This window comes from Pseudomonas sp. Ag1 (assembly GCF_000278565.1).
Taxonomy (GTDB): domain Bacteria; phylum Pseudomonadota; class Gammaproteobacteria; order Pseudomonadales; family Pseudomonadaceae; genus Aquipseudomonas.
The window spans coordinates 95,583-120,643 of the sequence record NZ_AKVH01000097.1 but is presented as its reverse complement, the minus strand read 5'-3'; the positions used below and the strand labels follow the sequence as shown (position 1 = coordinate 120,643).

The window sequence follows — 25,061 nt, the reverse complement described above, 5'->3', positions numbered from 1 at the left end:
CCCGGCGGCGGTTGCTCATGGGGGGGCAATCTTGAATAATCAGTCATTGAGAATGACTTGCAGACGCTAATGAATCCCGCAGCACTTGGCTTACCCAGTATCCTGGCGATTGAAGACGATCCTGTGCTTGGCGCCTATGTCCATGAGCAATTGGGCCTCTGTGGCTTCCAGGTGACCTGGTGCCAGAATGGCCAGCAGGGCCTGCAAATGGCCCGCGATCAGCGCTTCGACGTGGTGTTGATGGACATCCTGCTGCCGGGCATGGACGGTTTGTCGGTGCTCACGCATTTGCGCCAGAGCCATTCGATGCCGGTGATCCTGATGTCGGCCCTGGGGGCCGAAGCCGATCGCATCAGCGGTTTTCGCCTGGGGGCCGACGATTACCTGCCCAAGCCGTTCAGCATGGCCGAGTTGCGGGTGCGCATCGAAGCGATCCTGCGCCGGGTCGCCCTGGACCGGCGGCCGTTGCCGGCCCTGGCGGCGGTGCGCGGCGATGCCCGCAGCCTGCGTTTCGATGACGAGCTGTGTGATGTGTTTCACCGGGAGCAGTGGGCCGGCCTGACCCGCAGCGAATATCGCCTGTTGGAAACCCTGCACCGCAACGCCGAAGAAGTCCTCAGCAAAGCCTTCCTCTACCAGCATGTGTTCCAGCGCGGCTATGCGCCCCATGACCGCAGCCTGGACATGCACATCAGCCAGATTCGTCGCAAGCTCAAGGCTGTCGGCTACAGCGAGCGGGAAGTGCGCACGGTGTGGGGCAAGGGCTATGTGTTGAGCGGTCACGATGACGGGCTTTAAAGCCGCGTTCAAACGGCTGCCGGGCAAGCATTCGTTATTCTGGAAACTGGCCTGTCTGCTGATCGCGTTCTGCTTGCTGATGATCTGGCTCAGTTGGTCATGGGGCCGGTATATGGAAGAGCAGAATGCCTTTCTGTCCAGCGAGGCCCGCGCCACCCTGAGCGGTTATGCCGCTGGCGCGGAACTGGCCTGGAACAAGGGCGGCAACGCCGGTGTGGACGAATGGTTGCACACCCTGGGCCAGCGCGAGCGCACCTGGGTGGGGGTCATCGGCAACGACCTGCAATCCCTGAGCAGCTACCCACTGACGGACAAGGAGAGCCAGCGCCTGACCTTCCTGCGCGGCCTGGACTGGCCCGTCAGCCGGCATGCCAAGGGCCTGCCGTGGTTGAAAATCCCGTTCCCGCTCGACCCGGGTGCGGGCTCCCTGGTGATCGAGTTGCCGCGGCGTTTCATGCCCGGGCAAAACCAGCTGTTCTGGCGGATCGTCACCAATGGCGTGATTCCCGGCCTGTTCACCCTGCTGCTGTGCATCGGCCTCTACCGGCTGTTGATCATGCCTCTCAACCACCTGCGAGAGCAGGCCAACGCCTGGCGTGCCGATCAACTGGGCACCCGGCTTTCCCGCGACACCACCAGCCGCCAGGATGAACTGGGGGAATTGGGCCGCGCGTTTGACCAGATGTCTGAACGCCTGCAAGGCACCGTGGCCCTGCAACAGCAACTGCTGCGGGATTTGTCCCATGAGTTGCGCACACCGTTGAGCCGCCTGCGTGTGGCCAGTGACAGCGAGCAGGACCTGACCCAGCTGCGCGAGCGCCTGGGGAGGGAAATCGACGGCATGCAGCGCCTGGTGGACGACACCCTGCAACTGGCCTGGCTCGACACCGAACGCGCGCCGTTGCCCAAGGAAGACATCCAGGTGCAGGCGCTGTGGGACATGCTCCGGGAAAACGCCTGTTTTGAAAGTGGCTGGCCGGCTTCACGCTTGCAGTGCGAGCTGGGGGCCGACTGCTGGGTGCGCGGTCATCTGAACCTGCTGGCCCAGGCATTGGAGAACATCCTGCGCAATGCCATCCGGCACTCTGCGCAAGACGGAACGGTGCAATTGGGCGGGCAGCGTGAGGGGGATCACTGGCACTTGTGGCTGGAAGACCAGGGCGGCGGGATCGATGAGGTGGAGTTGGAGCGAATCTTTGCGCCATTCACCCGACTGGACGGCTCAAGGCCCGGCGACGGCGGCTTTGGCCTGGGCTTGAGCATTGCGCGCAACGCTGTGCAGCGTCAGGACGGCAGCCTGTGGGCGGAAAATACCGGCCAGGGTTTACGTGTGCACATGCGCTTGCTGGCGCGCTAACGGTTACAACCTGCGCTGTTTGCGTTTTTTCCACTGTCGGGCCACCCACCAGCGCCAATAGCCCATGGTCAGGCAATAACCCAGCACCGCCATCACCAGCCCCAGTACTACCGAGCCCAGCAGGAACGGTTGCCACAGCGTCGACAACTGCCCGCTGATCCATTCCCAGGTCAGCTCGTCGGGCATGCTGCGGGGTGGCACATTCATCAGCCAGGCCCCGGTCATGTAGGTGCAGAAAAACACCGGCGGCATGGTAATCGGGTTGGTCAGCCAGACCAGGCTCACGGCAATCGGCATGTTGCCGCGCACGCTGATGGCGAGGACCGCTGCCAGCAGCATCTGCAAGGGAATGGGGATGAATGCCGCGAACAGGCCAACGGCCATGGCCCGCGCGACCGAGTGCCGATTGAGGTGCCAGAGATTCGGGTCATGCAGCAACTTGCCGAGAAAGCGTAAGGACTTGTGTTCCCGAATGCTGGTCGGATCGGGCATGTACCGTTTGAATAAGCGCCGTGGCATAAGGGGTCCAGGTCAGTTCGAGGGGCAAGTATGCCCGCATTCCACGAACGTGAAATTCAGACTTTGTGACAAATAATAATAGGCCACACCGCTAGCCCGGCTAAGACTCAATGGGTCGCTTTCAAGGAAAGATCCATGAGAACAGGGATGTTCGCACTCGCGCTGGGGCTGCTCGCCTTGCGTTTTTTACCCGCGTTGCCGTCCGGCGGCTGGCTGTTGTTGATGCCGGTGTTGGCCCTGATGTTGTTGCCTTTTCGTACCTATCCGCTGGGGTTTTTCCTGCTTGGCCTGGGCTGGGCATGCCTCAGCGCGCAGTGGGCGCTGGATGACCGGTTGGCCCCGCATCTGGATGGCCAGACCCGCTGGGTGGAAGGGCGTGTCAGCGGGTTACCGCAGCAGATGGGCGACGGTGTGCGCTTCGAACTGACCGACAGCCGGTCACGCAAGGACCTGCTTCCCAAGCGCATTCGCGTGTCCTGGCGCGGCGGCCCACCGGTTAAGAGCGGTGAGCGCTGGCGACTGGCGGTGACTCTCAAGCGTCCTTCCGGATTGCTCAATGCCGATGGCTTTGACTATGAAGCCTGGCTGCTGGCCCAGCGGATTGGCGCCACCGGCTCGGTCAAGGACGGCCAACTGCTGGCACCGGCACGACATGCCTGGCGCGACGGGATTCGCCAGCGGCTGCTGGCAGTGGATGCCCAGGGGCGAGAGGCGGGCCTGGCGGCGCTGGTGCTCGGCGATGGTTCCGGGTTGGCCGCCGAGGATTGGCGGGTCCTGCAAGCCACTGGCACCGTGCATTTACTGGTGATATCCGGGCAGCACATCGGCCTGCTGGCGGGGTTGATCTATGGCCTGGTCGCCGGTCTTGCGCGCTACGGGGGTTGGCCGAAACCTTTGCCGTGGCTGCCCTGGGCCTGCGGCCTGGCGTTTGCTGCAGCGCTGGGCTACGGCCTGCTGGCAGGTTTCGAGGTGCCGGTGCAACGGGCCTGTGTGATGGTGGGCCTGGTATTGCTGTGGCGTCTGCGGTTTCGTCACCTGGGAATCTGGTGGCCGCTGTTGCTGGCGCTGGACGCGGTGCTGATCCTCGAACCGTTGGCCAGCCTGCAGCCGGGGTTCTGGCTGTCTTTTGCGGCTGTTGCGGTGCTGATTTTGGCGTTCAGTGGCCGATTGGGCCCCTGGCCCTTGTGGCAAGCCTGGACCCGCGCCCAATGGATGATTGCCATCGGCCTGTTTCCGCTGCTGCTGGTGCTCGGCCTGCCTATCAGCCTGAGCGGGCCGCTGGCCAACCTGGTTGCGGTGCCGTGGATCAGCCTGGTGGTGCTGCCCCTGGCCTTGCTGGGTACGGTGTTATTGCCGCTGCCTTATATAGGAGAGGGGTTGTTATGGCTGGCGGGCGGCACACTGGACGGGCTGTTCAAGGCCTTGGCGCTGCTGGCGCAGTACTTGCCGGCCTGGATACCGGCGCAAGTGCCCATTGGCTATTGGCTGGTGAGCCTGCTGGGGGCGGTGCTGTTATTGCTGCCCAAGGGCGTCCCGTTTCGGCTGCTGGGCTGGCCGATGTTGCTGCTGGCAGTGTTCCCGCCGCGGGAGTCGATACCTCATGGGCTGGTCGAGGTGGTGCAACTGGATGTCGGCCAGGGGTTGGCGATCATCCTGCGTACCCGCAACCATGTACTGCTGTATGACGCCGGGCCGCGCTCCGGTGAGTTCGATCTTGGCGCGCGTGTCGTATTGCCTGCGTTGCGCAAGCTGGGGGTCGCAGAGCTGGACGTGATGCTGCTCAGTCATGCCGATGCCGATCATGCCGGCGGCGCGTTGGCCGTCGCCCATGGGTTGCCGGTCAAGCGTGTGGTGGGCGGTGAGACGGCACGGCTGCCGGCCTCGCTCGGTACCCAGGCGTGTGTCAGCGGCGAGCAGTGGGAGTGGGACGGCGTGAGGTTCGAGCTATGGCAATGGCCTGATGCGACGGACGGTAACCAGATGTCCTGCGTGTTGCGGGTGCAGGCCAATGGCGAGCGCTTGTTGCTGACCGGGGATATTGACCATGACGCCGAGCGGGCATTGCTGGCCACTCCCATGGGCGCTCCTGTCGATTGGCTGCAAGCGCCGCACCACGGCAGCCGCAGCTCGTCGTCATGGGCCTTTCTACAGCGCCTGGCACCCAAGGCCGTGTTGATTTCCCGGGGGCGCAGCAATGGGTTTGGCCACCCGCATCCACAGGTGCTGGAGCGTTACCAGGCCATGGGCAGCGCGATTTATGACAGTGCCGAGCAAGGCGCACTCCGCCTGCAACTGGGCACGTTCCAGCCGCCGCTGGCCGCGCGCAGCCAGCGGCGTTTCTGGCGCGAGCGCCCGCCGCAAAACAGCGTTACCAAAGAGCGGCCCCTGCGTCAGGATGCTCTGGGGCAGGCCAGCCCTTCCACCGGACCCTTATGGTAAAGTGGCGCACTTTTTCGAGGGGACATTCACTGTGTGGGAATTGGTCAAATCCGGCGGCTGGATGATGTTGCCGATCATTTTGAGTTCCATCGCCGCACTCGGCATCATCGCCGAACGCCTATGGACCCTGCGTGCCAGCCGTGTAACGCCTGACCACCTGCTGGGCCAGGTCTGGGGCTGGATCAAGAACAAGCAGCTCGACAAGACAAAGCTCAAGGAACTGCGCGCCAACTCGCCCCTGGGTGAAATCCTCGCCGCCGGCCTCGCCAACTCCAAGCACGGTCGCGAGATCATGAAGGAGTGCATCGAAGAGGCCGCCGCCCGGGTCATCCATGAGCTGGAGCGCTACATCAATGCCCTGGGCACCATCGCCGCCATGGCACCGTTGCTCGGCCTGCTCGGTACGGTGCTGGGCATGATCGATATTTTCAGCTCATTCATGGGGTCGGGCATGACCACCAACGCCGCAGTGCTGGCCGGTGGTATTTCCAAGGCATTGATCACCACGGCGGCGGGCCTGATGGTCGGTATTCCTTCGGTGTTCTTCCACCGTTTCCTGCAACGGCGCATCGACGAACTGGTGGTGGGCATGGAGCAGGAAGCCATCAAGCTGGTGGAAGTGGTACAGGGCGACCGTGACGTGGACCTGGTTGAGGGCAACGCGTGAAATTTCGTCGCAAGCAACGGGAAAACGTCGATATCAACCTGGCGTCGTTGATCGACGTGGTGTTTATCCTGCTGCTGTTTTTTGTCGTCACCACCACCTTTACCCGGGAAACCCAGCTGCGCGTCGACCTGCCGGAAGCCGTCAGCGGTTCGCCGGCGGAAGACCAGCAGGCCAAGCAACTGGACATCGCCATCAGCGCCGATGGCGTGTTCTCGGTGAATAACCAGTTGCTGGAGAAAAACGACCTGGCCAGCCTGATGGAAGCGCTGCAAAAAGAGTCTGGTGGGGACACTAACTTGCCACTGTCCATCAGCGCCGATGGCAACACCAAGCACCAGGCCGTGATCACGGCGATGGACGCTGCCGGCAAGCTCGGCTTCAGCCATTTGCGCATGACCACCGTCGAGGCGGCGAGCCAACCCTGATGGCCATGACTGATCGTTTGCTCAAGGCCTGGTACGAAGGCCATCCGGCGCTCGCGTTGTTGCAGCCGCTGGAATCCCTCTATCGCCGGGTGGTGCAGCGCAAGCGCGCACGGTTCCTGGCGGGCGAGGGCGAGATCTATCAGTCGCCGGTGCCGGTCGTGGTGGTAGGCAATATCACGGTGGGTGGCACCGGCAAGACGCCCATGATTCTCTGGCTGATCGACCATTGCCAGCGCAGTGGTTTGCGCGTCGGTGTGGTCAGCCGCGGTTATGGCGCCAAGCCGCCACAGTTTCCATGGCGCGTAGAGGCCGATCAAACCGCAGCGGTGGCGGGGGACGAACCCTTGCTGATCGTGCAGCGCAGCGGCGTGCCGCTGATGATCGACCCCGACCGCAGCCGCGCCGTGAAGGCGCTGTTGGCCAGCGAAACCCTCGACCTGATCCTTTCCGACGACGGCCTGCAACATTACCGCCTGGCCCGTGATCTGGAACTGGTGTTGATTGACGCCGCCCGCGGGCTGGGTAACCGTCGCTGCCTGCCGGCGGGGCCGTTGCGTGAGCCGGTCGAGCGTTTGCAGAGCGTCGATGCGCTGCTTTACAACGGCGCAGGTTCTGACCGTGACGACGGCTATGCCTTCCGTCTGTTGCCTGCCGCGCTGGTCAACCTGCATACCGGCGAGCGTAAACCCGTCGAACACTTCCCGGTGGGGCAGCAGGTACATGCGGTGGCCGGCATCGGCAACCCGCAACGTTTCTTCAATACCCTTGAAACGCTACACTGGCGCCCAATACCCCATGCTTTTGCCGACCACGCGCCGTACAGCGCCGAGGTCTTGAATTTCACACCGGCACTGCCGTTGGTCATGACTGAAAAGGACGCGGTGAAGTGCCGCGCCTTTGCCAGGCCCGACTGGTGGTACCTTGCGGTGGACGCGGCACCGTCACCGGCGTTTATCGCCTGGTTCGATACGCAGTTGATGCGCTTGCTGCCCGCTCGCCTTTTGCCTTAAAACGCTGCTCTCCAGGACATACTCATGGACACCAAACTGCTCGATATCCTCGCTTGCCCGATCTGCAAGGGGCCGCTCAAGCTCAGCGCCGACAAAACCGAGCTGATCAGCAAGGGCGCCGGCCTGGCGTACCCGATTCGTGATGGCATTCCGGTAATGCTCGAAAGCGAAGCCCGCACCCTGACCACCGACGAGCGCCTGGATAAATGACCACCGCCTTCACCGTTGTCATCCCGTCCCGCTACGCCTCCACCCGCCTGCCCGGCAAGCCGCTGCAACTGATCGGCAACAAGCCGATGATCCAGCTGGTGTGGGAACAGGCCTGCAAAAGCAGCGCCGAAAGGGTAGTGGTGGCCACCGACGATCCGCGCATCATCGAGGCCTGCAAAGGCTTTGGTGCCGAAGCGGTGCTGACCCGTGAAGACCACAACTCCGGTACCGACCGCCTGGCCGAAGTGGCCACAAAGCTGGGCCTGGCGGCGGACGCCATCGTGGTCAATGTGCAAGGTGACGAGCCGTTGATTCCGCCCAGCGTGATCGATCAGGTGGCGGCCAACCTGGCAGCCCATGGCGAAGCGCGCATGGCGACCCTGGCCGAGCCGATTGAAGACATCGAGACCCTGTTCAACCCCAACGTGGTGAAAGTGGTCAGCGACATCAATGGCCTGGCGCTGACCTTCAGCCGCTCCACCTTGCCGTGGGCGCGGGATGCGTTCGCCAAACAGCCTGACGTGCTGCCGGCTGGCGTGCCTTACCGTCGCCATATCGGCATCTACGCCTACCGCGCCGGTTTCCTCCACGACTTCGTGAGCTGGGGCCCGTGCTGGCTGGAAAATACCGAATCCCTGGAACAACTGCGTGCCCTGTGGCACGGCGTGCGCATTCATGTGGGCGATGCCCTGGAAGCGCCGCCGGCGGGCGTCGACACCCCTGAAGACCTCGAGCGCGTCCGTCGCCTTCTGGGGGCCTGATGCAGGTTCTGTTCGTCTGCCTGGGCAACATCTGCCGTTCGCCCACGGCCGAAGGCGTTCTGCGCCACAAATTGCGCGAAGCCGGCCTGGCCGATCAGGTTGAAGTGGCCTCTGCCGGTACCGGTGATTGGCACGTCGGCAACCCACCGGACAAGCGCAGCCAGCGTGCAGCGCTGCAACGCGGCTACGACCTGTCGGCCCAGCGTGCACAACAGGTGTCGCGTGCCGACTTTTCCCGCTACGACCTGATCCTCGCCATGGACCAGAGCAACCTGCGCAACCTCAAGGCCATGCAGCCGGCTCAGGGCAAGGCGGACCTGGACCTGTTCCTGCGCCGCTACGACTCGGTGGTGGATGAAGTGCCGGACCCGTACTACGAAGGTGACCAGGGCTTTGAAACTGTCCTCGACCTGATCGAGCGCGCCTGTGACCTGTTGGTGATTGAATTGAAGGGCCGGTTATGACTTTGCAGGTACGGGCACAGGTTTCGCTCAAGCCGTTCAACAGCTTTGGTATCGACGTGCGTGCCCGGCTGTTTGCCGAGGCCCACAATGACGCCGACGTGCGTGAGGCCCTGGCCTGTGCCGCCGAGCAACAACTGCCGTTGCTGGTGATTGGCGGTGGCAGCAACTTGCTGTTGACCCAGGATATTGACGCACTGGTGCTGCGCATGGCCAGCCAGGGCATCCGGGTGTTGCACGACGATGGCGTGCAGGTCGTGGTTGAGGCCGAAGCGGGCGAAGCCTGGCATCCGTTTGTGCTGTGGACCCTGGCCCAGGGCTTCTCCGGCCTGGAAAACCTCAGCCTGATTCCCGGAACGGTCGGCGCCGCACCGATGCAGAACATCGGCGCCTACGGTGTAGAGATCAAGGATGTATTCAGCGGCCTGACCGCCCTTGATCGCCAGACCGGCGAACTGCGGGATTTCAGCCTGGCCGAGTGCAACTTTGCCTACCGCGACAGCCTGTTCAAGCACGAAGTGGGGCGCTGGCTGATCCTGCGGGTGCGTTTTGCCCTGAGCCGCGCCGTGCATCTGAAACTTGAATACGGGCCGGTGCGACAGCGCCTGACCGAGCAAGGCATCGCGCAGGCCACGCCCAGCGATGTCAGCCGCGCGATTTGCAGCATTCGTAGCGAGAAACTGCCCGACCCGGCGGTGCTCGGCAATGCGGGGAGTTTCTTCAAGAACCCGCTGGTGTCCCAGGCACTGGCTGCCGAGTTGCAGCGTCAATACCCGGACCTGGTGGCTTACCCCCAGGCCGACGGGCAGATGAAACTGGCCGCCGGCTGGCTGATCGACAAGGCCGGCTGGAAAGGCTTTCGCGATGGCGATGCCGGCGTGCATCGCTTGCAGGCACTGGTATTGGTGAACTACGGCGCGGCCAGCGGCCAGGACATTGCCGGGCTCGCGCTGCGTATCCAGCAGGACATCGAAAAGCGCTTCAAGGTGGTGCTGGAAATGGAGCCGAATCGCTATTGAACTAAGCTTGTTTTTTGACGCACCAAGCCCTGCATTGCAGGGCTTTTTTATTGCCGGTGAGTTAACTTAGCTGACTACCGATATTTTTGATCAACCCATAGATGCTGTTTATCAAAATCAGTTGCAAGGTTGGCGGGAGGCGAAAGCCTGATGGACAGTGTTGATCTGAATGTATTACGCAGCGTGCTGGAATGGCGCCTCGCCGGGCAGCGAGTGGTGCTGTACAGCGTGGTCCAGACCTGGGGCAGCGCCCCGCGTCCGCCGGGGGCGATGCTGGCCTTGCGCGGCGACGGGGTGGTGATTGGCTCGGTGTCCGGCGGCTGCATCGAGGACGACTTGATCGCCCGGTTGCAGGACGGTCGGCTGCCTGACGACGGGCCGCCGGTGCAGCTTGTCACCTACGGTGTCACCCGGGACGAAGCGGCGCGTTTTGGCCTGCCGTGTGGCGGCACCCTGCGTCTCACCGAAGAGCGGGTGAGTGATCCGGGTTGGGTAGCTGAACTGCTGGCGCGCTGTGAGGCCCACGAGATTGTCGCCCGTGAGTTGGACCTGGCCACCGGCGAGGTGGTGTTGAGCGGTGCGAGCAAGACCGATGTGGTCAGCTTCAACGGCGAGCGTTTGCGCGCGATCTACGGTCCGCGCTGGCGCCTGCTGCTGATCGGCGCGGGCCAGCTGTCACGTTATGTGGCGGAAATGGCTCGGTTGCTGGATTTCGAAGTGCTGATCTGCGACCCGCGCCAGGAGTTTGTTTATGGCTGGGAGGAGCAGCACGGGCGCTTTGTGCCGGGTATGCCGGATGAAGCGGTGTTGAATATCCAGACCGATGAACGCACCGCCATTGTCGCGCTCACCCATGACCCGCGCCTGGATGACATGGCGTTGCTGACGGCCCTCAATTCCCGGGCGTTCTACATAGGCGCGCTGGGTTCGCGGGTCAACAGCCAGAAGCGCCGGGAAAACCTCGCGGCACTGGGGCTCAGTGCGGACGCCATTGCGCGGCTGCATGGGCCGATTGGCCTGCATATCGGCAGCCATACGCCGGCGGAAATCGCCCTGTCGTTGATGGCGGAAATCGTCGCCATCAAGAACGGGATCGATCTGCTGCAGAAAAAGCCGTTGCAGGCAGCGGTCAGTTGACGGGCATCGCCGTAATCATCCTGGCGGCGGGGCAGGGCAGTCGTTTTCGGGCCGTGGCGGGGGCCGATCAGGACAAGTTGCTGGCGCCCTGCGTGGGCCGGGATGGCATCACGCGGCCGGTGATCGAGCAGGTATTGGTGAATTTGCCGCCTGTGGCTACGAGACGTTGGCTGGTGACGTCACCGGATCGCACCGAAGTGATTCGGTTGGCTAAGGTGCACGGTTGCGAAGTATTGCTTTTGCGCTCGCCGGGCATGGGTGACAGCATCGGCGCAGCGGTGGCGGCCAGTGGGCCGTCGGCTGGTTGGCTGGTGGTGTTGGGGGATATGCCGTTTATCCTGCCGGCAAGTATCGAGCAAGTGATGGCAGGCCTGGAGGAAGACGGTATCAGCGTCCCGGTGCATGCGGGTCAGTACGGGCACCCCGTGGGGTTTGGCCGTTCATTCGGCCCGGCCTTGATCGCGCTGATCGGAGACCGTGGGGCAAAACCGTTATTTGCCAAGGCTTCGGTGCAGGAAGTCGTAGTCGATGATCCCGGTGTGTTGTGGGACGTCGATGTGCCAGGGTTGTTGGACTACTGCTAGCGGATAGCGCAGGCATAAAAAAGCCCCGTCTGATCACTCAGGCGGGGCTTTTTAGTGGCCGATGGAATCAGACGAGGGGTTTAGGCTCGTGCTCTTCTTCCTGGGCCTTAGGGTGGTGCTCTACCACTTCTTCAACGGAACGTACGTTCTCGTCGATGGCAGGGGCAGTGTGCTCAACCACGGCTTCGGTGACCGGAGCAGGGGCTGCCTCGGCAACTTCAGCGACGGCTGGAGCGGCTTCGGCAGCGGCCTTGGCAGCAGCGGCAGCCGCTTCAGCTTCCTTGCGACGACGACGCACTTCGCGTGGGTCGTTCGGCGCACGGCCATTTTCGGTCAGGGCGCTGGCCGGAGCGGCTTCAACCACCGGGGCTGCCACTTCGGCAACCACTGGTGCTTCAACCACTGGAGCACGCTCGGCAACCACGGCCACAGGTTCAGGGGCGACGACCACTTCAGCGACTGGCGCTGGAGCTTCTTCGACCACTGGAGCAGGCGCTGGTGCTTCAACCGCTTCGACCACTGGGGCAGGTTCGGCAGTCCACTGGAAGGCGGTCTGTTCTTCGCGAACTTCACGCACTTCAGGGGTTGGCTCGGCAACCGGTGCTTCAACGGCGGCTTCAACCACGGGCTGTTGTTCAACAACAGCGGCAGGCTCGGCAACCACTTCAGCTTCAGGCTTAGGTTCGCGAACTTCACGAACTTGACGAGCTGGCGCTACTTCCACTTCCGGAACAACCGGGGCTTCGACTGGCGTCGTCGCTTCAACCACAGGTGCTTCGACGGCTGGCGTCTCTACAGCAGGGGTTTCCTGGATGGCAGCGGTGGCTGCTTCAGCTTGCTCGTTGGCCTGGGCTTCAGCAGGTGCGCTGATGACCGAGCTGGCGACAGCCGCGGTAACGGCCAGGCCGGCAGCCAGTTCGGCGCCAGTCGGTTCGCCGGTAGCGGCTGCGTTGGCTTCGCCGGTCTCTTCCGAACCTTCGATTTCGTTGCCGTTGGCATCACGTTGACGCTCACGACGGTTGCTGCGACGACGCTGGCCACGGGAGCGGCGGCGTGGACGATCGCCTTCGGCGTTGTCCTGGCCGTCTTCCTGTTGCTGGTCTTCGTTGGACAGCAGCTCTTCTTCTTCACCGGCGGGAGCCGCTTGCTCGGCACGTGGTTGACGCTCTTCACGAGGAGGGCGTGGCGCACGTTCTTCACGCGGCTGACGAGCTGGACGCTCTTCAGCAGTGGCAGCGGTGGCAGCAGCAGCGGCTACGGCTGGAGCGGCATCCAACGGCTCGCGCAATTCACGCACGCGTTCTTCACGCTCGCCACGTGGCTTGCGGTCTTCACGTGGAGCGCGTGGAGCACGCGGTGCACGTTCTTCGCGTGGTGCACGCTCTTCACGGGCTACGGTTGGTGTTTCTTCACGGGCTTCGCGCGGTTGGCGTTCTTCACGTGGAGCGCGTTCTTCGCGGGGTGCACGTTCTTCACGAGGCTTGCGCTCTTCGTCACGGCGACCGTTGCGATTGCGGCTCTGCTGGCGACCGTTGCGACGCTCTTCATTGCGTGCAGGGCGTTCAGTCACAGGCTTCTCGACCACAACTGGAGCCACTGGCTCTTCCTTGGTGGCGAACAGGCTGACCAGCGACTTCACCAGGCCTTTGAACAGGCTTGGCTCAGGCAGGGCAGCTGGTGCGGCAACCGGCGCGGCAGCCTCGACCGGAACCGGTGCGTTGGCACGGGCTGGCGCGGTCTTCACGGCGGCTTCCTGGCGAACCAGGGTGCGGGTCGCAGCGGCTGGCTGGACTTCTTCCACTTCGGCAGCGGCAGCAGCGATTTCGTAGCTGGACTGGTTGACGTGGGCTTCCGGGCTGTCATCACGCAGGCGCTGCACTTCGAAGTGCGGCGTCTCGAGGTGATCGTTCGGCAGGATGACGATACGGGCACGGGTGCGCAGTTCGATCTTGGTGATCGAGTTGCGTTTTTCGTTGAGCAGGAACGCAGCGACCGGGATCGGCACCTGGGCGCGCACTTCGGCAGTGCGGTCTTTCAGGGCTTCTTCTTCGATCAGGCGCAGGATCGCCAGCGACAGCGATTCAACGTCACGGATGATGCCGGTGCCGTTGCAACGCGGGCAGACGATGCCGCTGCTTTCACCCAAGGATGGACGCAGGCGCTGACGGGACATTTCCAGCAGGCCGAAGCGCGAGATGCGGCCGACCTGTACGCGGGCACGGTCAGCTTCCAGGCATTCGCGGACTTTCTCTTCCACGGCGCGCTGGTTCTTGGCCGGGGTCATGTCGATGAAGTCGATCACGATCAGGCCGCCGATGTCACGCAGGCGCAGCTGGCGGGCGATTTCTTCAGCCGCTTCCAGGTTGGTCTGCAGGGCGGTTTCTTCGATGTCGCTACCCTTGGTGGCACGCGCCGAGTTGATGTCGATGGACACCAGGGCTTCGGTCGGGTCGATCACGATGGAGCCGCCGGAAGGCAGTTCGACGACGCGCTGGAAAGCGGTTTCGATCTGGCTTTCGATCTGGAAACGGTTGAACAGCGGAACGCTGTCTTCGTACAGCTTGATCTTGCTGGCGTACTGCGGCATCACCTGGCGGATGAAGGTCAGGGCTTCGTCCTGGGCTTCGACGCTGTCGATCAGCACTTCGCCGATGTCCTGGCGCAGGTAATCGCGGATGGCGCGGATGATCACGTTGCTTTCCTGGTAGATCAGGAACGGCGCGGAACGATCCAGGGACGCTTCCTTGATAGCGGTCCACAGCTGCAGCAGGTAGTCGAGGTCCCACTGCATTTCTTCGCTGCTGCGGCCCAGGCCGGCAGTGCGCACGATCAGGCCCATGTCTGCTGGAGCGATCAAGCCGTTCAGCGCTTCACGCAGTTCGTTGCGCTCTTCGCCTTCGATGCGACGGGAGATACCGCCGGCACGCGGGTTGTTCGGCATCAGGACCAGATAGCGGCCAGCCAGGCTGATGAAGGTGGTCAGGGCGGCGCCCTTGTTGCCACGTTCTTCTTTTTCTACCTGAACGATGACTTCCTGGCCTTCGCTCAGGACGTCCTTGATGTTCACGCGGCCTTCAGGGGATTTCTTGAAGTATTCGCGGGAGATTTCTTTGAGGGGCAGGAAGCCATGGCGCTCGGAGCCGAAATCGACAAAGGCAGCCTCAAGGCTTGGTTCGATGCGAGTAATCCGGCCTTTATAGATGTTGGCCTTCTTTTGCTCGCGTGCACCGGACTCGATGTCCAGGTCGTAGAGGCGTTGGCCGTCTACCAGTGCAACACGCAACTCTTCGGGTTGAGTTGCGTTAATCAGCATTCTTTTCATGTTGTACCGTCGGTTTCCGGGCTGCCGGAAACGGCGTTCGGCACACACGACTTCTCACGGTCGGTGTCAGGTGCGTCAAGAGTGGTTGGCCACTCCAGTGTCCAGCAATACCCGCCAAAATGGGCGGTATCGCGACGTACGCTTCCTGCTTGCTGTGGTGACTTAAGCACTCAGTCAGGAGGAGGAATCAACCGGCGACTGTGGACGAGATGAAGCGTCTAAATATAAGCCTAGTGCTACACAGTCCGACGGTTGTGCATCTCCACCCTACACGTATCCCTGATAATTCGGGTGCTGCCGCGCGCAGAATCCGCAGCGGGTTGGCATTTACCGTGTTCTCCAATGGGGAGTCCACGCTCATGGCTAAACAAGACCGGGTGTGGGCGATTGTGCTCTCACTCAGCTCGTAACAGGCGTTGTTTCCGAAGCATTCGCCGTGGTCTGGCTCCAGACTGACTGCACTTTGTGAACTGGCCGTAAATATCGGCGCAAAAGGCGAGTAATCACTCTGCTTTTTGCACTCGCTTCAGGCCTCATGTCACCTGCGCTTGTTACAATCTCGAGCCTTCCAGGGTGGCGAAAGCCCCGTAGGACGGCCTCGCGTCCTGATGAATTGCGATGGTCAGGGCCGGCAGTTTGCCGCTAGTCCTCTGTCCAGGCCGCTTTTGGCGGCGTTCGCGACTATAGCAGCAATGATTAAGTGCTTCAATTCCATAAAAAATTGTTATCATCGCCGCCATGACGACTACCGCCCCCCAGACCCCCAGCGTCCAGCTGCTCGAGGTCTCGCCGGAATATGCCGGCCAACGCATCGACAACTTTCTTCTTGCCAGGCTCAAAGGCGTGCCCAAGACCTTGATTTACCGCATTTTGCGTAAAGGCGAAGTGCGCGTGAACAAGGGCCGGATCAAGCCCGAGTACAAGCTGCAGGCGGGCGACATCGTCCGCGTGCCGCCGGTGCGGGTGCCTGAGCGTGACGAACCGGTCCCACTGGCCCAGGGCCTGTTGCAGCGCCTTGAAGCGTCGATTGTCTTCGAAGACAAGGCACTGATCGTGATCAACAAACCGTGTGGCATCGCGGTTCACGGTGGCAGCGGCCTCAACTACGGGGTGATCGAAGCCTTTCGTCAGTTGCGCCCGGATGCCAAGGAGCTGGAGCTGGTCCACCGTCTGGACCGTGACACCTCCGGCCTGTTGATGATCGCCAAGAAACGCAGCATGTTGCGCCACCTGCATGCCGCCCTGCGCGGTGATGGCGTGGACAAGCGCTACATGGCGCTGGTGCGTGGCAACTGGGCCACCTCGATCAAGAGCGTGCGCGCGCCGTTGCAGAAGAGCAACCTGCGTTCCGGCGAGCGCATGGTCGAGGTGGACGAGGAGGGCAAGGAGGCGCTGACCCTGTTCAAGGTGCTGCGCCGCTTTGGTGACTTTGCCACCATGGTCGAGGCCAAGCCGGTCACTGGCCGTACCCACCAGATTCGTGTGCACACCCTGCATGCGGGGCACTGCATTGCCGGCGATACCAAATACGGCGATGAAGATTTCTCCAAGGAAATCCGCGACCTGGGTGGCAAACGCCTGTTCCTGCACGCCTACATGCTGACCGTGCCGCTGCCCGATGGTGGCGAATTGAAGCTGCAAGCGCCTGTCGATGAAATGTGGGCCAAGACCGTGGAGCGCCTGAGTGTCGCACCCTGACTACAAGCTGTTGATCTTTGACTGGGATGGCACGCTGTGTAATTCCATTGGTCGGATTGTCGAGTCGATGCACGCTGCGTCGACCCGTTCCGGTTATGCATTGTGCGACGACCTGGCGGTCAAGGGCATTATTGGCCTGGGCCTGCCGGAAGCGATCCGCACCCTGTACCCGGAGATTGGTGATGACGAGCTGATAGCGTTTCGTCAGCACTACGCCGATCACTACATGGCGCTCGACGCCCAGCCTTCGCCGCTGTTTGAAGGCGTGGCGCAGGCCATGGAAGCATTTCGCGCCGACGGTTATCACCTTGCGGTCGCGACCGGCAAGGCCCGTCGCGGCCTGGACCGGGTGCTCAAGGCCCATGGCTGGGAAGATTATTTCGACGCCACCCGTGCGGCGGATGAAACCGCCAGCAAGCCCCACCCTCTGATGCTCGAGCAGATCCTCGCTCAATGTGGCGTGTCGCCTCGGCAGGCGTTGATGGTGGGTGATGCGTCGTTCGACCTGATGATGGCGCGTAATGCTGGCATGGACTCCGTGGCGGTCAGCTACGGCGCCCAATCTGCCCAGGCGTTGCAGGCCTACGAGCCGCGCCTGACAATTGACCGTTTTTCTGAATTGCAGGCCTGGCTCAGCCGGGCCCATTAAGTCTTTGCTGGGGTAGATGGCATGACCGATGAGTGGAAAGCGCCTGAGAAGGCCAATGCCGATAACAATGGCGATGACAGAAGCTGGAAGTTGCTGGAGAAGACGCTGCTGGCCAGTGTCCAGGAGCAGCGTCGCTCCCGGCGTTGGGGGATCTTTTTCAAGCTTCTGACCTTTATTTATCTGTTGGGCATGCTGGTGCTGTTCAGTCCGCTGATGGACATGGAGAAGAGCGCCACCCGAAGCGGTAATTACACGGCGTTGATCGAAGTGCGCGGAGTGATTGCCGACAAGGAGTCTGCCAGTGCAGACAACATCGTCAGCAGCCTGCGGGCGGCCTTCGAGGACTCCAAGGTCAAGGCTGTGATCCTGCGCATCAACAGCCCGGGCGGCAGTCCGGTGCAGTCGGGTTATGTGTATGACGAGATTCGTCGCCTGCGCGCCTTGCACCCGGACATCAAGCTGTATGCAGTGATTTCCGACCTGGGTGCCTCGGGTGCCTACTACATCGCCAGTGCTGCCGACCAGATCTATGCCGACAAGGCCAGTCTGGTGGGTTCGATTGGTGTGACGGCGGCCGGTTATGGCTTTGTCGGCACCATGGAGAAGCTCGGGGTTGAGCGTCGTACCTACACGTCGGGTGAGCACAAGTCGTTCCTGGACCCGTTCCAGCCGCAAAAGGCGGATGAAACCCAGTTCTGGCAGGGTGTGCTGGATACCACTCATCGGCAGTTCATTGCCAGTGTGAAGCAGGGGCGCGGTGACCGGCTCAAGGATAAGGAGCATCCGGAGCTGTTCTCCGGTCTGGTCTGGTCTGGCGAGCAAGCGCTGCCATTGGGCTTGATCGATGGCCTGGGCAGTGCCAGTTCGGTGGCGCGGGACGTGATTGGCGAGAAAGAACTGGTGGACTTCACTGTTCAGGAATCGCCGTTTGACCGGTTCTCCAAGAAGCTGGGTGCCAGCGTGGCTGAGAAGCTGGCGCTATACATGGGCTTCCAGGGTCCGACCCTGCGCTGAGAGCTTGAGCGCGACATGGCTCAAAATGTGGGAGCTGGCTTGCCTGCGATAGCATCACCTCGGTGCAGCTGATGTACCGAGGTGTCTGCATCGCAGGCAAGCCAGCTCCCACATTTGTTTGTGATGTTCTCAGGGAATCTGTACGCCTTCGGCCAGTAGCATGTCCACCAGTCGGATCAGCGGCAGTCCGACCAGGCTGGTGGCGTCTGGCCCTTCGGTGCTTTGAAACAGGCTCACCCCCAGGCCTTCGGCCTTGAAGCTGCCAGCGCAGTCGTAGGGCTGCTCGATGCGCAGGTAGCGTTCGATGCGTGCGGCGTCCAGCGTGCGCATGTGTACGGTGAAGGGGATGCAGTCGACCTGGCAATGGCCGGTGGCGCTGTTCAGTACAGCCAGGCCGGTCAGGAAGCTGACGCGCTTGCCACTGGCTGCCAACAGTTGCTCACGGGCCTTCTCGAAAGTGTGGGGCTTGCCGATGATCTGGCCGTCGAGCGCGGCGACCTGGTCCGAGCCGATGATCAGGTGGCCCGGATGGCTGTCAGCCAGGGCGCGGGCCTTTTCCTCGGCCAGGCGCTTGACCAGCTCCACAGCGGACTCGTCCCGGCGGTGGCTTTCGTCGATATCCGGCGAGCTGCAGATGAACGGCAGGTGCAGGCGGTTCAACAATTCCCGGCGATAAACCGAGCTGGAAGCGAGTAATAAAGGCAGCATGGGCGTCTCCTCAAGGCAGTCGCGGATTCTAGCGGGGAGGCCCGGTGACGGACAGGGCTGAATTTCCTTTGACATGGCCGGGTGCATCCCTATAATGCTGCGCCTATGTTGAATGACCCGATTCCACCTCACGTTGACCCGCGCAAATTGGCTGATCGTGGCACCACCCTTCAAGGTGAGCTGCTCCTGGCCGATTTGGAGAGACTCTGCGACCCGCTTTCCGACACTGTCGGTACGGTGCAGGCTAAATTCGTTTTTGAACGAGATGAACGTAAGTCTGTGGTAATCCACAGCTTTATCGACACCGAAGTCAAAATGGTTTGCCAGCGTTGTCTTGAGCTGGTCACCCTGCCGATCCACAGCGAATGCAGTTATGCTGTGGTGAAAGAGGGTGCGAATACCCAGTCGTTGCCGAAAGGTTATGACGTGCTGGAACTGGGCGAAGATCCTTTGGATCTGCAGTCACTGATCGAGGAGGAGCTTTTGCTCGCCTTGCCCATTGTGCCTGCTCATCATCCGGAAGAATGCCAGCAGCCGGCGGGTCTCGATGAGCCCGAACCGAGCGAGGACGAGGTAACGCGGTCCAACCCGTTCAGTGTATTGGCGCAGTTAAAGCGTGACCCAAACGTTTAGGAGTTAATCAATTATGGCTGTTCAGCAGAACAAAAAATCCCGCTCTGCCCGTGACATGCGTCGTTCGCACGACGCCCTGACGGCAAGCACTCTGTCTGTAGAAAAAACCACCGGTGAAGTTCACCTGCGTCACCACGTATCGCCAGAAGGCGTATACCGTGGCCGTAAAGTGATCGACAAGGGCGCTGACGAGTAATCACTTGTCTGCTCAAGTCATCGCGATTGACGCAATGGGCGGGGACTTCGGTCCCCGCAGCATTGTTCAGGCCTGCATTGCTTGCCTGTCTGCCACGCCCTCGCTGCACCTGACCCTCGTCGGTCAACCCTCCTTACTTGAAGAACTGATTGCCAGCCATCCGGCGGTGGATCGCGCGCGCCTGACTATTACACCGGCCAGCGAAACCATCACCATGGATGAAAAGCCTGCGCAGGCCTTGCGCGGCAAGCCTGATTCTTCGATGCGGGTGGCGCTTGAGCTGGTACGCGACGGCAAGGCCCAGGCCTGTGTCAGTGCCGGCAATACCGGGGCGTTGATGGCGTTGTCCCGGCATGTGCTGAAAACCCTGCCGGGCATTGACCGGCCGGCGATGGTTGCGGCTATTCCGACCCGGCAGGGCTATTGCCAGTTGCTGGACCTGGGGGCGAACGTCGATTGCAGTGCCGAGCATCTGCTGCACTTTGCCCTGATGGGCTCGGTGGCGGCCGAAGCGCTGGGCGTGGCCCGGCCTCGGGTGGCGCTGCTGAATATCGGCACCGAAGACATCAAGGGCAACCAGCAGGTCAAGCTGGCGGCGACGCTGTTGCAAAGCGCGCGAGGCTTGAACTACATCGGCTTTGTCGAGGGTGACGGTCTGTACCGCGGCGAAGCCGACGTGGTGGTGTGCGACGGTTTTGTCGGCAATATCCTGCTCAAGTCCAGCGAGGGCCTGGCGACGATGATTGCTGCGCGCATCGAGGCCTTGTTCAAGCGCAACCTGGCGTCACGCCTGGTGGGCGCACTGGCGCTGCCCTTGATGCGGCGCTTGCAGGCTGACCTGGCTCCGGCGCGGCACAATGGTGCGAGTTTCCTCGGGTTGCAGGGCATCGTGGTGAAAAGTCATGGTTCGGCGGGGGTGCAGGGTTTTCAAAGTGCCATCCAGCGCGCCTTGATCGAGATCCAGGAAAACCTGCCGCAACGCTTGCACGGCCGCCTTGAGGATCTGTTGCCTTAGGCGAATCGGGCCGGAAATGCTTAAATGTGACCGGCCAGTTCAATTGACCATCCAATCTGTCAGTTTCTTGCGCTCCCACGTGTGGGGCGCCAATTTCCGACGACCAGATCATTAGGGGCTTGTTACATGTCTACATCCCTCGCATTCGTCTTTCCAGGGCAGGGTTCGCAGTCCCTCGGCATGTTGGCCGAGCTGGGCGCGGAACATCAGTTGGTCCTGGACACTTTCAAGGAAGCCTCCGATGCCTTGGGTTACGACCTGTGGGCACTGACCCAGCAAGGGCCGGAAGAGCTGCTCAATCAAACCGACAAGACCCAACCCGCCATCCTCACCGCCTCCATCGCCCTGTGGCGCCTGTGGTTGGCTGAAGGTGGTGCACGTCCGGCCTACGTTGCCGGTCATAGCCTGGGCGAATACAGCGCCCTGGTGGCTGCCGGCAGCCTGACCCTCGGTGAAGCGGTCAAGCTGGTGGAGCGTCGTGGCCAGTTGATGCAGGAAGCGGTTCCTGCCGGGCAGGGCGGCATGGCTGCCATTCTCGGCCTGGAAGATGCTGACGTGATTGCCGCCTGCGCCGAAGCGGCCCAGGGCGAAGTGGTCAGCGCCGTGAACTTCAACTCCCCTGGCCAGGTGGTGATCGCCGGCGCCAAGGCGGCGGTAGAGCGCGCCATCGAAGGCTGCAAGGCTCGTGGCGCCAAGCGTGCGTTGCCGTTGCCGGTCAGCGTGCCGTCCCACTGCGAACTGATGCGCCCGGCTGCCGAGCGTTTCGCCGAGTCGATCGCTGCGATCAACTGGCAGGCGCCGCAGATTCCGTTGGTGCAGAACGTCAGTGCCGCCGTGGCCTCTGACCTGGAAACCCTCAAGCGCGATCTGCTGGAACAGCTGTACAAGCCGGTTCGCTGGGTTGAGTCGGTGCAGACCCTGGCCGCCAACGGCGCCACCCAATTGGTAGAGTGCGGCCCGGGCAAAGTCCTCGCCGGCCTGAACAAGCGTTGCGCCGAGGGCGTGTCGACTTCCAACCTCAATACCCCGGATGCCTTCGCTGCCGCTCGCGCAGCCCTGGCCTGACGTTAATTTCCGAACCTAGGAGAAGCCTGCATGAGTCTGCAAGGTAAAGTTGCACTGGTCACCGGCGCAAGCCGTGGCATTGGCCAGGCGATCGCCCTGGAGCTGGGCCGTCTGGGCGCTGTGGTCATCGGTACCGCAACCTCCGCCGCCGGCGCTGAACGTATTGCCGCGACGCTGAAGGAAAACGGCGTCCAGGGCACCGGTCTTGAGCTTAACGTGACCAGCGATGAGTCCGTGGCGGCCGTATTGGCTGAAATCACGGCGCAATTCGGTGCACCGGCTATTCTGGTGAACAATGCCGGTATTACCCGCGATAACCTGATGATGCGTATGAAAGACGACGAGTGGCATGACGTCGTTGATACCAACCTGAACAGTCTGTTTCGCCTGTCCAAGGGTGTTTTGCGCGGCATGACCAAGGCTCGTTGGGGTCGAATTATCAATATTGGCTCTGTTGTGGGTGCCATGGGCAACGCAGGCCAAGTAAACTACGCAGCCGCCAAGGCCGGTCTGGAAGGTTTCAGCCGTGCATTGGCGCGTGAAGTAGGCTCGCGGTCGATTACGGTCAACTCGGTGGCCCCAGGGTTCATCGACACCGATATGACCCGCGAATTGCCTGAAGCGCAGCGTGAAGCGTTGCTGACGCAGATTCCGCTGGGCCGTCTGGGCCAGGCTCAAGAGATCGCGAATGTGGTCGCTTTCCTGGCATCCGACGGTGCGGCATACGTGACTGGGGCTACAATCCCGGTGAACGGCGGGATGTACATGAGTTAAATTGTGACGGATCGCTTCAAAAAAATGTCATACGAGCTGTCTAAAATCCGTTATAAAGCTGCAATCTATTTATAGGCAGATGGCCAATAGGGTACGAGGGTGAAGCTTTCAGTTGAAAAGCTGAAAAGTCTTTCTATACACTTACCCACTGGCCAGCTGCCTGAATTTGTCCATTAGGAGTGAAAACAAGGTATGAGCACCATCGAAGAGCGCGTCAAGAAAATCGTTGCCGAGCAACTGGGCGTTAAAGAAGAAGAAGTGACCAACAGCGCTTCCTTCGTTGAAGACCTGGGTGCCGACTCCCTTGACACCGTTGAGCTGGTGATGGCTCTGGAAGAGGAATTCGAGACCGAAATCCCGGACGAAGAAGCTGAAAAAATCACTACCGTTCAAGCTGCTATCGACTACGTTACTAGCCACCAGGCGTAATAGTTTGTAATCGTCGCTTGCTGTGATGGAAAAACCGCACTGCCCTATGGCGTGCGGTTTTTTCCTTTAAGCCTGATGCAAAGTGTCGTCATTAGAAAAAGGAGAGTGCTGTGTCGCGTAGACGCGTCGTAGTCACCGGTATGGGTATGTTGTCGCCACTGGGTACGGATGTGCCGAGCAGTTGGCAGGGCATTCTGGCTGGCCGCAGTGGTATTGGTCTGATCGAACACACGGACCTTTCTGCCTATTCCACCCGTTTTGGCGGCTCGGTAAAGGACTTCAATGTCGAGGAATATCTCTCGGTCAAAGAGTCCCGCAAACTCGACCTGTTCATTCAATACGGCCTGGCAGCCGGTTTTCAGGCGGTGCGTAATGCCGGCCTGGAAGTCACCGACGCCAACCGTGAGCGCATCGGCGTGGCCATGGGTTCGGGTATTGGCGGTCTGACCAATATCGAAGAAACCAGCCGCACACTGCATGAGTCCGGCCCTCGCAGAATTTCACCGTTCTTCGTGCCTGGCTCGATCATCAACATGATTTCCGGTTTCCTGTCCATCCACTTGGGTGCCCAGGGGCCCAACTACGCCATTTCCACGGCGTGCACCACGGGCACTCACTGCATCGGCATGGCGGCGCGCAATATCGCCTATGACGAGGCCGACGTGATGATCGCCGGCGGTGCCGAGATGGCCGCCTGCGGTTTGGGCATGGGCGGCTTCGGCGCGTCCCGTGCGTTGTCGACCCGCAATGACGAGCCGACCCGTGCCAGCCGTCCGTGGGACAAGGGCCGCGACGGTTTTGTTCTGGCCGACGGTGCCGGTGCGCTGGTACTCGAAGAGCTGGAGCACGCGAAGGCCCGTGGCGCCACCATCTACGCCGAGCTGATTGGTTTCGGCATGAGCGGTGATGCGTACCACATGACCTCGCCTCCGTCGGACGGCGCGGGTGCTGCACGCTGCATCACCAATGCGTTGCGTGATGCCAAGGTCAACGTTGACCAGGTGCAGTACATCAATGCCCATGGCACTTCGACCCCGACCGGCGACCTGGCGGAAGCCGAGGCCATCAAGTCGGTGTTCGGCGAGCATGCCTACAAGCTGGCGGTCAGTTCCACCAAGTCCATGACCGGGCACCTGTTGGGTGCGGCGGGAGCGGTCGAGGCAATCTTCAGCGTGCTGGCCATCAAGGATCAGGTCGCTCCGCCGACCATCAACCTCGATGAACCGGATGAGGGCTGCGACCTGAACTTCGTGCCTCACGAGCCGCAGAAGATGCCGATCGACGTGGTGCTGTCCAACTCGTTCGGTTTTGGTGGTACCAACGGTTCCCTGGTGTTCCGCCGGTTCGCCGAGTGATGGAGAGCTGGGTCGACGGTCAGCCGGCGGGCGCAGTGCCCCTGAAAGACCGTGGCCTGGCATACGGTGATGGGCTGTTCGAGACCATTGCCGTCAAGGCCGGGCAGCCCGTGCTGCTTGACCGCCACCTGCAGCGCCTTGAAGAAGGTTGCAGGCGGTTGGCGATTGTTGCGGATCAACCCCTGATCCGCAGCGAATTGCTGGCCTACGCCGCTGCCCTCGGTGACGGTGTACTCAAGTTGATCCTGACCCGTGGCGACAGCCAGCGCGGTTATGGCATCAGTGCTGGCGCTCCGGCGCGGCGCATTCTGCAAGGCAGTCCACCTGCCACTTATCCCCCGGAACATGCAGCGTCAGGCATCCGCCTGTTTGCGTGTACCACGCGTTTGTCCGAGCAACCGTTGCTCGCCGGCCTCAAGCACCTCAATCGACTGGAACAGGTGTTCGCCCGCGCCGAATGGCAGGATGCCGAACACGCCGAAGGTTTGATGCTGGATATGTCCGGTCGAGTCATCGAAGGCGTCTTCAGCAACCTGTTTCTGGTGCGTAACGGCGTGTTGCTGACCGCTGATCTGAAACGCTGCGGCGTCGCCGGCGTCATGCGGGCCGAGGTGTTGGCCCAGGCGCAGGCGTTGGGCATTCCGACGAGCGTGGCCGATATCAGCCTTGAGCAGCTGCAACAGGCCGATGAAGTCTTGGTGTGCAACAGCGTATATGGCATTTGGCCGGTGCGCGGATGTGCTGCGATGAGCTGGCCGGTTGGGCCGCTCACCCGTAAACTGCAGGGCATTGTTCGCGCACTATTGGATATTTGAT

At 61.7% G+C, this 25,061-nt stretch carries 26 protein-coding genes; 23 read left to right on the top strand and 3 right to left on the bottom strand.

Translation table 11 applies throughout. From position 1 onward, the window contains the following. The first annotated feature begins 69 nt into the window (after positions 1-69). Positions 70-798: a response regulator transcription factor gene (locus A462_RS17045; protein WP_004371371.1), complete on the top strand. Its 729-nt coding sequence runs from the start codon at positions 70-72 to the stop codon at positions 796-798. Beyond that, positions 785-2,155, top strand: a complete 1,371-nt coding sequence (locus tag A462_RS17050) for a sensor histidine kinase (RefSeq protein WP_008434990.1) — start codon at positions 785-787, stop codon at positions 2,153-2,155. Before A462_RS17045 ends, A462_RS17050 begins: the two co-directional genes overlap by 14 nt. A 3-nt stretch (positions 2,156-2,158) precedes the next feature. On the opposite strand, the gene A462_RS17055 is transcribed toward A462_RS17050, so the two are convergent. Beyond that, the gene (locus tag A462_RS17055) at positions 2,159-2,674 is read right to left on the bottom strand and encodes a DUF2062 domain-containing protein (protein WP_004371367.1); all 516 of its coding nucleotides are present in this window, start codon (positions 2,672-2,674) and stop codon (positions 2,159-2,161) included. 147 nt (positions 2,675-2,821) lie between these two features. On the opposite strand from A462_RS17055, the gene A462_RS17060 reads away from it, so the two are divergent. From A462_RS17060 to A462_RS17105, 10 genes are all read left to right on the top strand, one after another. Further along, complete coding sequence (locus tag A462_RS17060; protein ID WP_004371365.1) at positions 2,822-5,113, top strand: DNA internalization-related competence protein ComEC/Rec2; 2,292 nt, start codon at positions 2,822-2,824, stop codon at positions 5,111-5,113. A gap of 31 nt (positions 5,114-5,144) precedes the next feature. Further along, positions 5,145-5,780, top strand: coding sequence for a MotA/TolQ/ExbB proton channel family protein (locus A462_RS17065; protein WP_004371363.1), 636 nt, complete (start codon positions 5,145-5,147; stop codon positions 5,778-5,780). After that, a complete protein-coding gene (locus A462_RS17070; protein WP_004371361.1) occupies positions 5,777-6,205 on the top strand; it encodes an ExbD/TolR family protein in 429 nt (142 codons plus the stop codon). Before A462_RS17065 ends, A462_RS17070 begins: the two co-directional genes overlap by 4 nt. Next, a complete protein-coding gene (lpxK, locus tag A462_RS17075) occupies positions 6,205-7,215 on the top strand; it encodes a tetraacyldisaccharide 4'-kinase (RefSeq protein ID WP_008434985.1) in 1,011 nt (336 codons plus the stop codon). The genes A462_RS17070 and lpxK overlap by 1 nt, the downstream gene beginning before the upstream one ends. Before the next feature lie 24 nt (positions 7,216-7,239). Then, positions 7,240-7,425 carry a Trm112 family protein gene (locus tag A462_RS17080; RefSeq protein ID WP_003174668.1) on the top strand — a complete coding sequence of 62 codons (186 nt, stop codon included), beginning with the start codon at positions 7,240-7,242 and terminating at the stop codon, positions 7,423-7,425. Further along, positions 7,422-8,186: a 3-deoxy-manno-octulosonate cytidylyltransferase gene (gene kdsB, locus A462_RS17085; protein WP_008434982.1), complete on the top strand. Its 765-nt coding sequence runs from the start codon at positions 7,422-7,424 to the stop codon at positions 8,184-8,186. The genes A462_RS17080 and kdsB overlap by 4 nt, the downstream gene beginning before the upstream one ends. Then, on the top strand, positions 8,186-8,650 hold the full coding sequence (locus A462_RS17090; RefSeq protein ID WP_004371338.1) for a low molecular weight protein-tyrosine-phosphatase: 465 nt from the start codon (positions 8,186-8,188) through the stop codon (positions 8,648-8,650). The genes kdsB and A462_RS17090 overlap by 1 nt, the downstream gene beginning before the upstream one ends. Then, complete coding sequence (gene murB, locus A462_RS17095) at positions 8,647-9,666, top strand: UDP-N-acetylmuramate dehydrogenase (RefSeq protein WP_004371335.1); 1,020 nt, start codon at positions 8,647-8,649, stop codon at positions 9,664-9,666. Before A462_RS17090 ends, murB begins: the two co-directional genes overlap by 4 nt. Positions 9,667-9,816: 150 nt before the next feature. Next, complete coding sequence (locus tag A462_RS17100) at positions 9,817-10,803, top strand: XdhC family protein (RefSeq protein WP_008434978.1); 987 nt, start codon at positions 9,817-9,819, stop codon at positions 10,801-10,803. Continuing rightward, positions 10,800-11,387: a nucleotidyltransferase family protein gene (locus tag A462_RS17105; protein WP_008434976.1), complete on the top strand. Its 588-nt coding sequence runs from the start codon at positions 10,800-10,802 to the stop codon at positions 11,385-11,387. Before A462_RS17100 ends, A462_RS17105 begins: the two co-directional genes overlap by 4 nt. A 67-nt stretch (positions 11,388-11,454) precedes the next feature. Here the strand turns inward: A462_RS17105 and rne are convergent, their stop codons facing one another. After that, positions 11,455-14,700, bottom strand: coding sequence for a ribonuclease E (gene rne, locus A462_RS17110; protein WP_008434975.1), 3,246 nt, complete (start codon positions 14,698-14,700; stop codon positions 11,455-11,457). 747 nt (positions 14,701-15,447) lie between these two features. On the opposite strand from rne, the gene rluC reads away from it, so the two are divergent. From rluC to A462_RS17125, 3 genes are read left to right on the top strand one after another with little or no spacing between them, the layout of a single operon-like run. Then, positions 15,448-16,407 (top strand): 23S rRNA pseudouridine(955/2504/2580) synthase RluC, encoded by a 960-nt coding sequence (gene rluC / locus A462_RS17115; RefSeq protein WP_004371325.1) that lies wholly within the window; start codon positions 15,448-15,450, stop codon positions 16,405-16,407. Next, positions 16,394-17,056, top strand: a complete 663-nt coding sequence (locus A462_RS17120; protein WP_004371323.1) for an HAD-IA family hydrolase — start codon at positions 16,394-16,396, stop codon at positions 17,054-17,056. The genes rluC and A462_RS17120 overlap by 14 nt, the downstream gene beginning before the upstream one ends. 21 nt (positions 17,057-17,077) lie before the next feature. Further along, positions 17,078-18,070, top strand: a complete 993-nt coding sequence (locus A462_RS17125) for a S49 family peptidase (protein ID WP_008434971.1) — start codon at positions 17,078-17,080, stop codon at positions 18,068-18,070. Positions 18,071-18,199: 129 nt separating this feature from the next. On the opposite strand, the gene A462_RS17130 is transcribed toward A462_RS17125, so the two are convergent. Continuing rightward, positions 18,200-18,778 carry a Maf family protein gene (locus A462_RS17130; protein WP_008434969.1) on the bottom strand — a complete coding sequence of 193 codons (579 nt, stop codon included), beginning with the start codon at positions 18,776-18,778 and terminating at the stop codon, positions 18,200-18,202. A 105-nt stretch (positions 18,779-18,883) separates the two neighbouring features. Here A462_RS17130 and A462_RS17135 point away from each other — a divergent pair, with 105 nt between their 5' ends. The 8 genes from A462_RS17135 to pabC all read left to right on the top strand — a co-directional run bounded on the left by A462_RS17135 (position 18,884) and on the right by pabC (position 25,060). Further along, entirely contained in the window at positions 18,884-19,411 is a 528-nt protein-coding gene (locus A462_RS17135; RefSeq protein WP_004371317.1) for a YceD family protein, read from the top strand. Between the two features lie 13 nt (positions 19,412-19,424). Further along, on the top strand, positions 19,425-19,607 hold the full coding sequence (gene rpmF, locus A462_RS17140) for a 50S ribosomal protein L32 (RefSeq protein WP_004371305.1): 183 nt from the start codon (positions 19,425-19,427) through the stop codon (positions 19,605-19,607). Between the two features lie 4 nt (positions 19,608-19,611). Next, on the top strand, positions 19,612-20,622 hold the full coding sequence (gene plsX / locus A462_RS17145) for a phosphate acyltransferase PlsX (protein WP_083853208.1): 1,011 nt from the start codon (positions 19,612-19,614) through the stop codon (positions 20,620-20,622). A gap of 126 nt (positions 20,623-20,748) precedes the next feature. Continuing rightward, positions 20,749-21,687 carry an ACP S-malonyltransferase gene (fabD, locus tag A462_RS17150; RefSeq protein WP_023659248.1) on the top strand — a complete coding sequence of 313 codons (939 nt, stop codon included), beginning with the start codon at positions 20,749-20,751 and terminating at the stop codon, positions 21,685-21,687. Between the two features lie 30 nt (positions 21,688-21,717). Next, entirely contained in the window at positions 21,718-22,461 is a 744-nt protein-coding gene (gene fabG, locus A462_RS17155; protein ID WP_004371297.1) for a 3-oxoacyl-ACP reductase FabG, read from the top strand. Positions 22,462-22,653: 192 nt separating this feature from the next. Next, the gene (gene acpP / locus A462_RS17160; RefSeq protein WP_004371293.1) at positions 22,654-22,890 is read left to right on the top strand and encodes an acyl carrier protein; all 237 of its coding nucleotides are present in this window, start codon (positions 22,654-22,656) and stop codon (positions 22,888-22,890) included. A 110-nt stretch (positions 22,891-23,000) separates the two neighbouring features. Next, positions 23,001-24,245 (top strand): beta-ketoacyl-ACP synthase II, encoded by a 1,245-nt coding sequence (gene fabF / locus A462_RS17165; protein ID WP_004371291.1) that lies wholly within the window; start codon positions 23,001-23,003, stop codon positions 24,243-24,245. After that, the gene (gene pabC / locus A462_RS17170) at positions 24,245-25,060 is read left to right on the top strand and encodes an aminodeoxychorismate lyase (RefSeq protein WP_008434963.1); all 816 of its coding nucleotides are present in this window, start codon (positions 24,245-24,247) and stop codon (positions 25,058-25,060) included. The genes fabF and pabC overlap by 1 nt, the downstream gene beginning before the upstream one ends. Position 25,061: the final 1 nt, after the last annotated feature.

Excerpts from the sequence above, each read along its gene's own strand:
- rluC (WP_004371325.1), top strand. The coding sequence starts at position 15,448 with ATGACGACTACCGCCCCCCAGACCCCCAGCGTCCAGCTGCTCGAGGTC.
- A462_RS17135 (WP_004371317.1), top strand. The coding sequence starts at position 18,884 with ATGTTGAATGACCCGATTCCACCTCACGTTGACCCGCGCAAATTGGCT.
- A462_RS17045 (WP_004371371.1), top strand. The coding sequence starts at position 70 with ATGAATCCCGCAGCACTTGGCTTACCCAGTATCCTGGCGATTGAAGAC.
- rne (WP_008434975.1), bottom strand. The coding sequence starts at position 14,700 with ATGCTGATTAACGCAACTCAACCCGAAGAGTTGCGTGTTGCACTGGTA.
- murB (WP_004371335.1), top strand. The coding sequence starts at position 8,647 with ATGACTTTGCAGGTACGGGCACAGGTTTCGCTCAAGCCGTTCAACAGC.
- acpP (WP_004371293.1), top strand. The coding sequence starts at position 22,654 with ATGAGCACCATCGAAGAGCGCGTCAAGAAAATCGTTGCCGAGCAACTG.
- A462_RS17125 (WP_008434971.1), top strand. The coding sequence starts at position 17,078 with ATGACCGATGAGTGGAAAGCGCCTGAGAAGGCCAATGCCGATAACAAT.
- A462_RS17050 (WP_008434990.1), top strand. The coding sequence starts at position 785 with ATGACGGGCTTTAAAGCCGCGTTCAAACGGCTGCCGGGCAAGCATTCG.
- A462_RS17080 (WP_003174668.1), top strand. The coding sequence starts at position 7,240 with ATGGACACCAAACTGCTCGATATCCTCGCTTGCCCGATCTGCAAGGGG.
- rpmF (WP_004371305.1), top strand. The coding sequence starts at position 19,425 with ATGGCTGTTCAGCAGAACAAAAAATCCCGCTCTGCCCGTGACATGCGT.
- lpxK (WP_008434985.1), top strand. The coding sequence starts at position 6,205 with ATGGCCATGACTGATCGTTTGCTCAAGGCCTGGTACGAAGGCCATCCG.
- fabG (WP_004371297.1), top strand. The coding sequence starts at position 21,718 with ATGAGTCTGCAAGGTAAAGTTGCACTGGTCACCGGCGCAAGCCGTGGC.
- fabD (WP_023659248.1), top strand. The coding sequence starts at position 20,749 with ATGTCTACATCCCTCGCATTCGTCTTTCCAGGGCAGGGTTCGCAGTCC.
- A462_RS17060 (WP_004371365.1), top strand. The coding sequence starts at position 2,822 with ATGTTCGCACTCGCGCTGGGGCTGCTCGCCTTGCGTTTTTTACCCGCG.
- pabC (WP_008434963.1), top strand. The coding sequence starts at position 24,245 with ATGGAGAGCTGGGTCGACGGTCAGCCGGCGGGCGCAGTGCCCCTGAAA.
- A462_RS17100 (WP_008434978.1), top strand. The coding sequence starts at position 9,817 with ATGGACAGTGTTGATCTGAATGTATTACGCAGCGTGCTGGAATGGCGC.
- A462_RS17130 (WP_008434969.1), bottom strand. The coding sequence starts at position 18,778 with ATGCTGCCTTTATTACTCGCTTCCAGCTCGGTTTATCGCCGGGAATTG.
- A462_RS17090 (WP_004371338.1), top strand. The coding sequence starts at position 8,186 with ATGCAGGTTCTGTTCGTCTGCCTGGGCAACATCTGCCGTTCGCCCACG.
- A462_RS17055 (WP_004371367.1), bottom strand. The coding sequence starts at position 2,674 with ATGCCACGGCGCTTATTCAAACGGTACATGCCCGATCCGACCAGCATT.
- kdsB (WP_008434982.1), top strand. The coding sequence starts at position 7,422 with ATGACCACCGCCTTCACCGTTGTCATCCCGTCCCGCTACGCCTCCACC.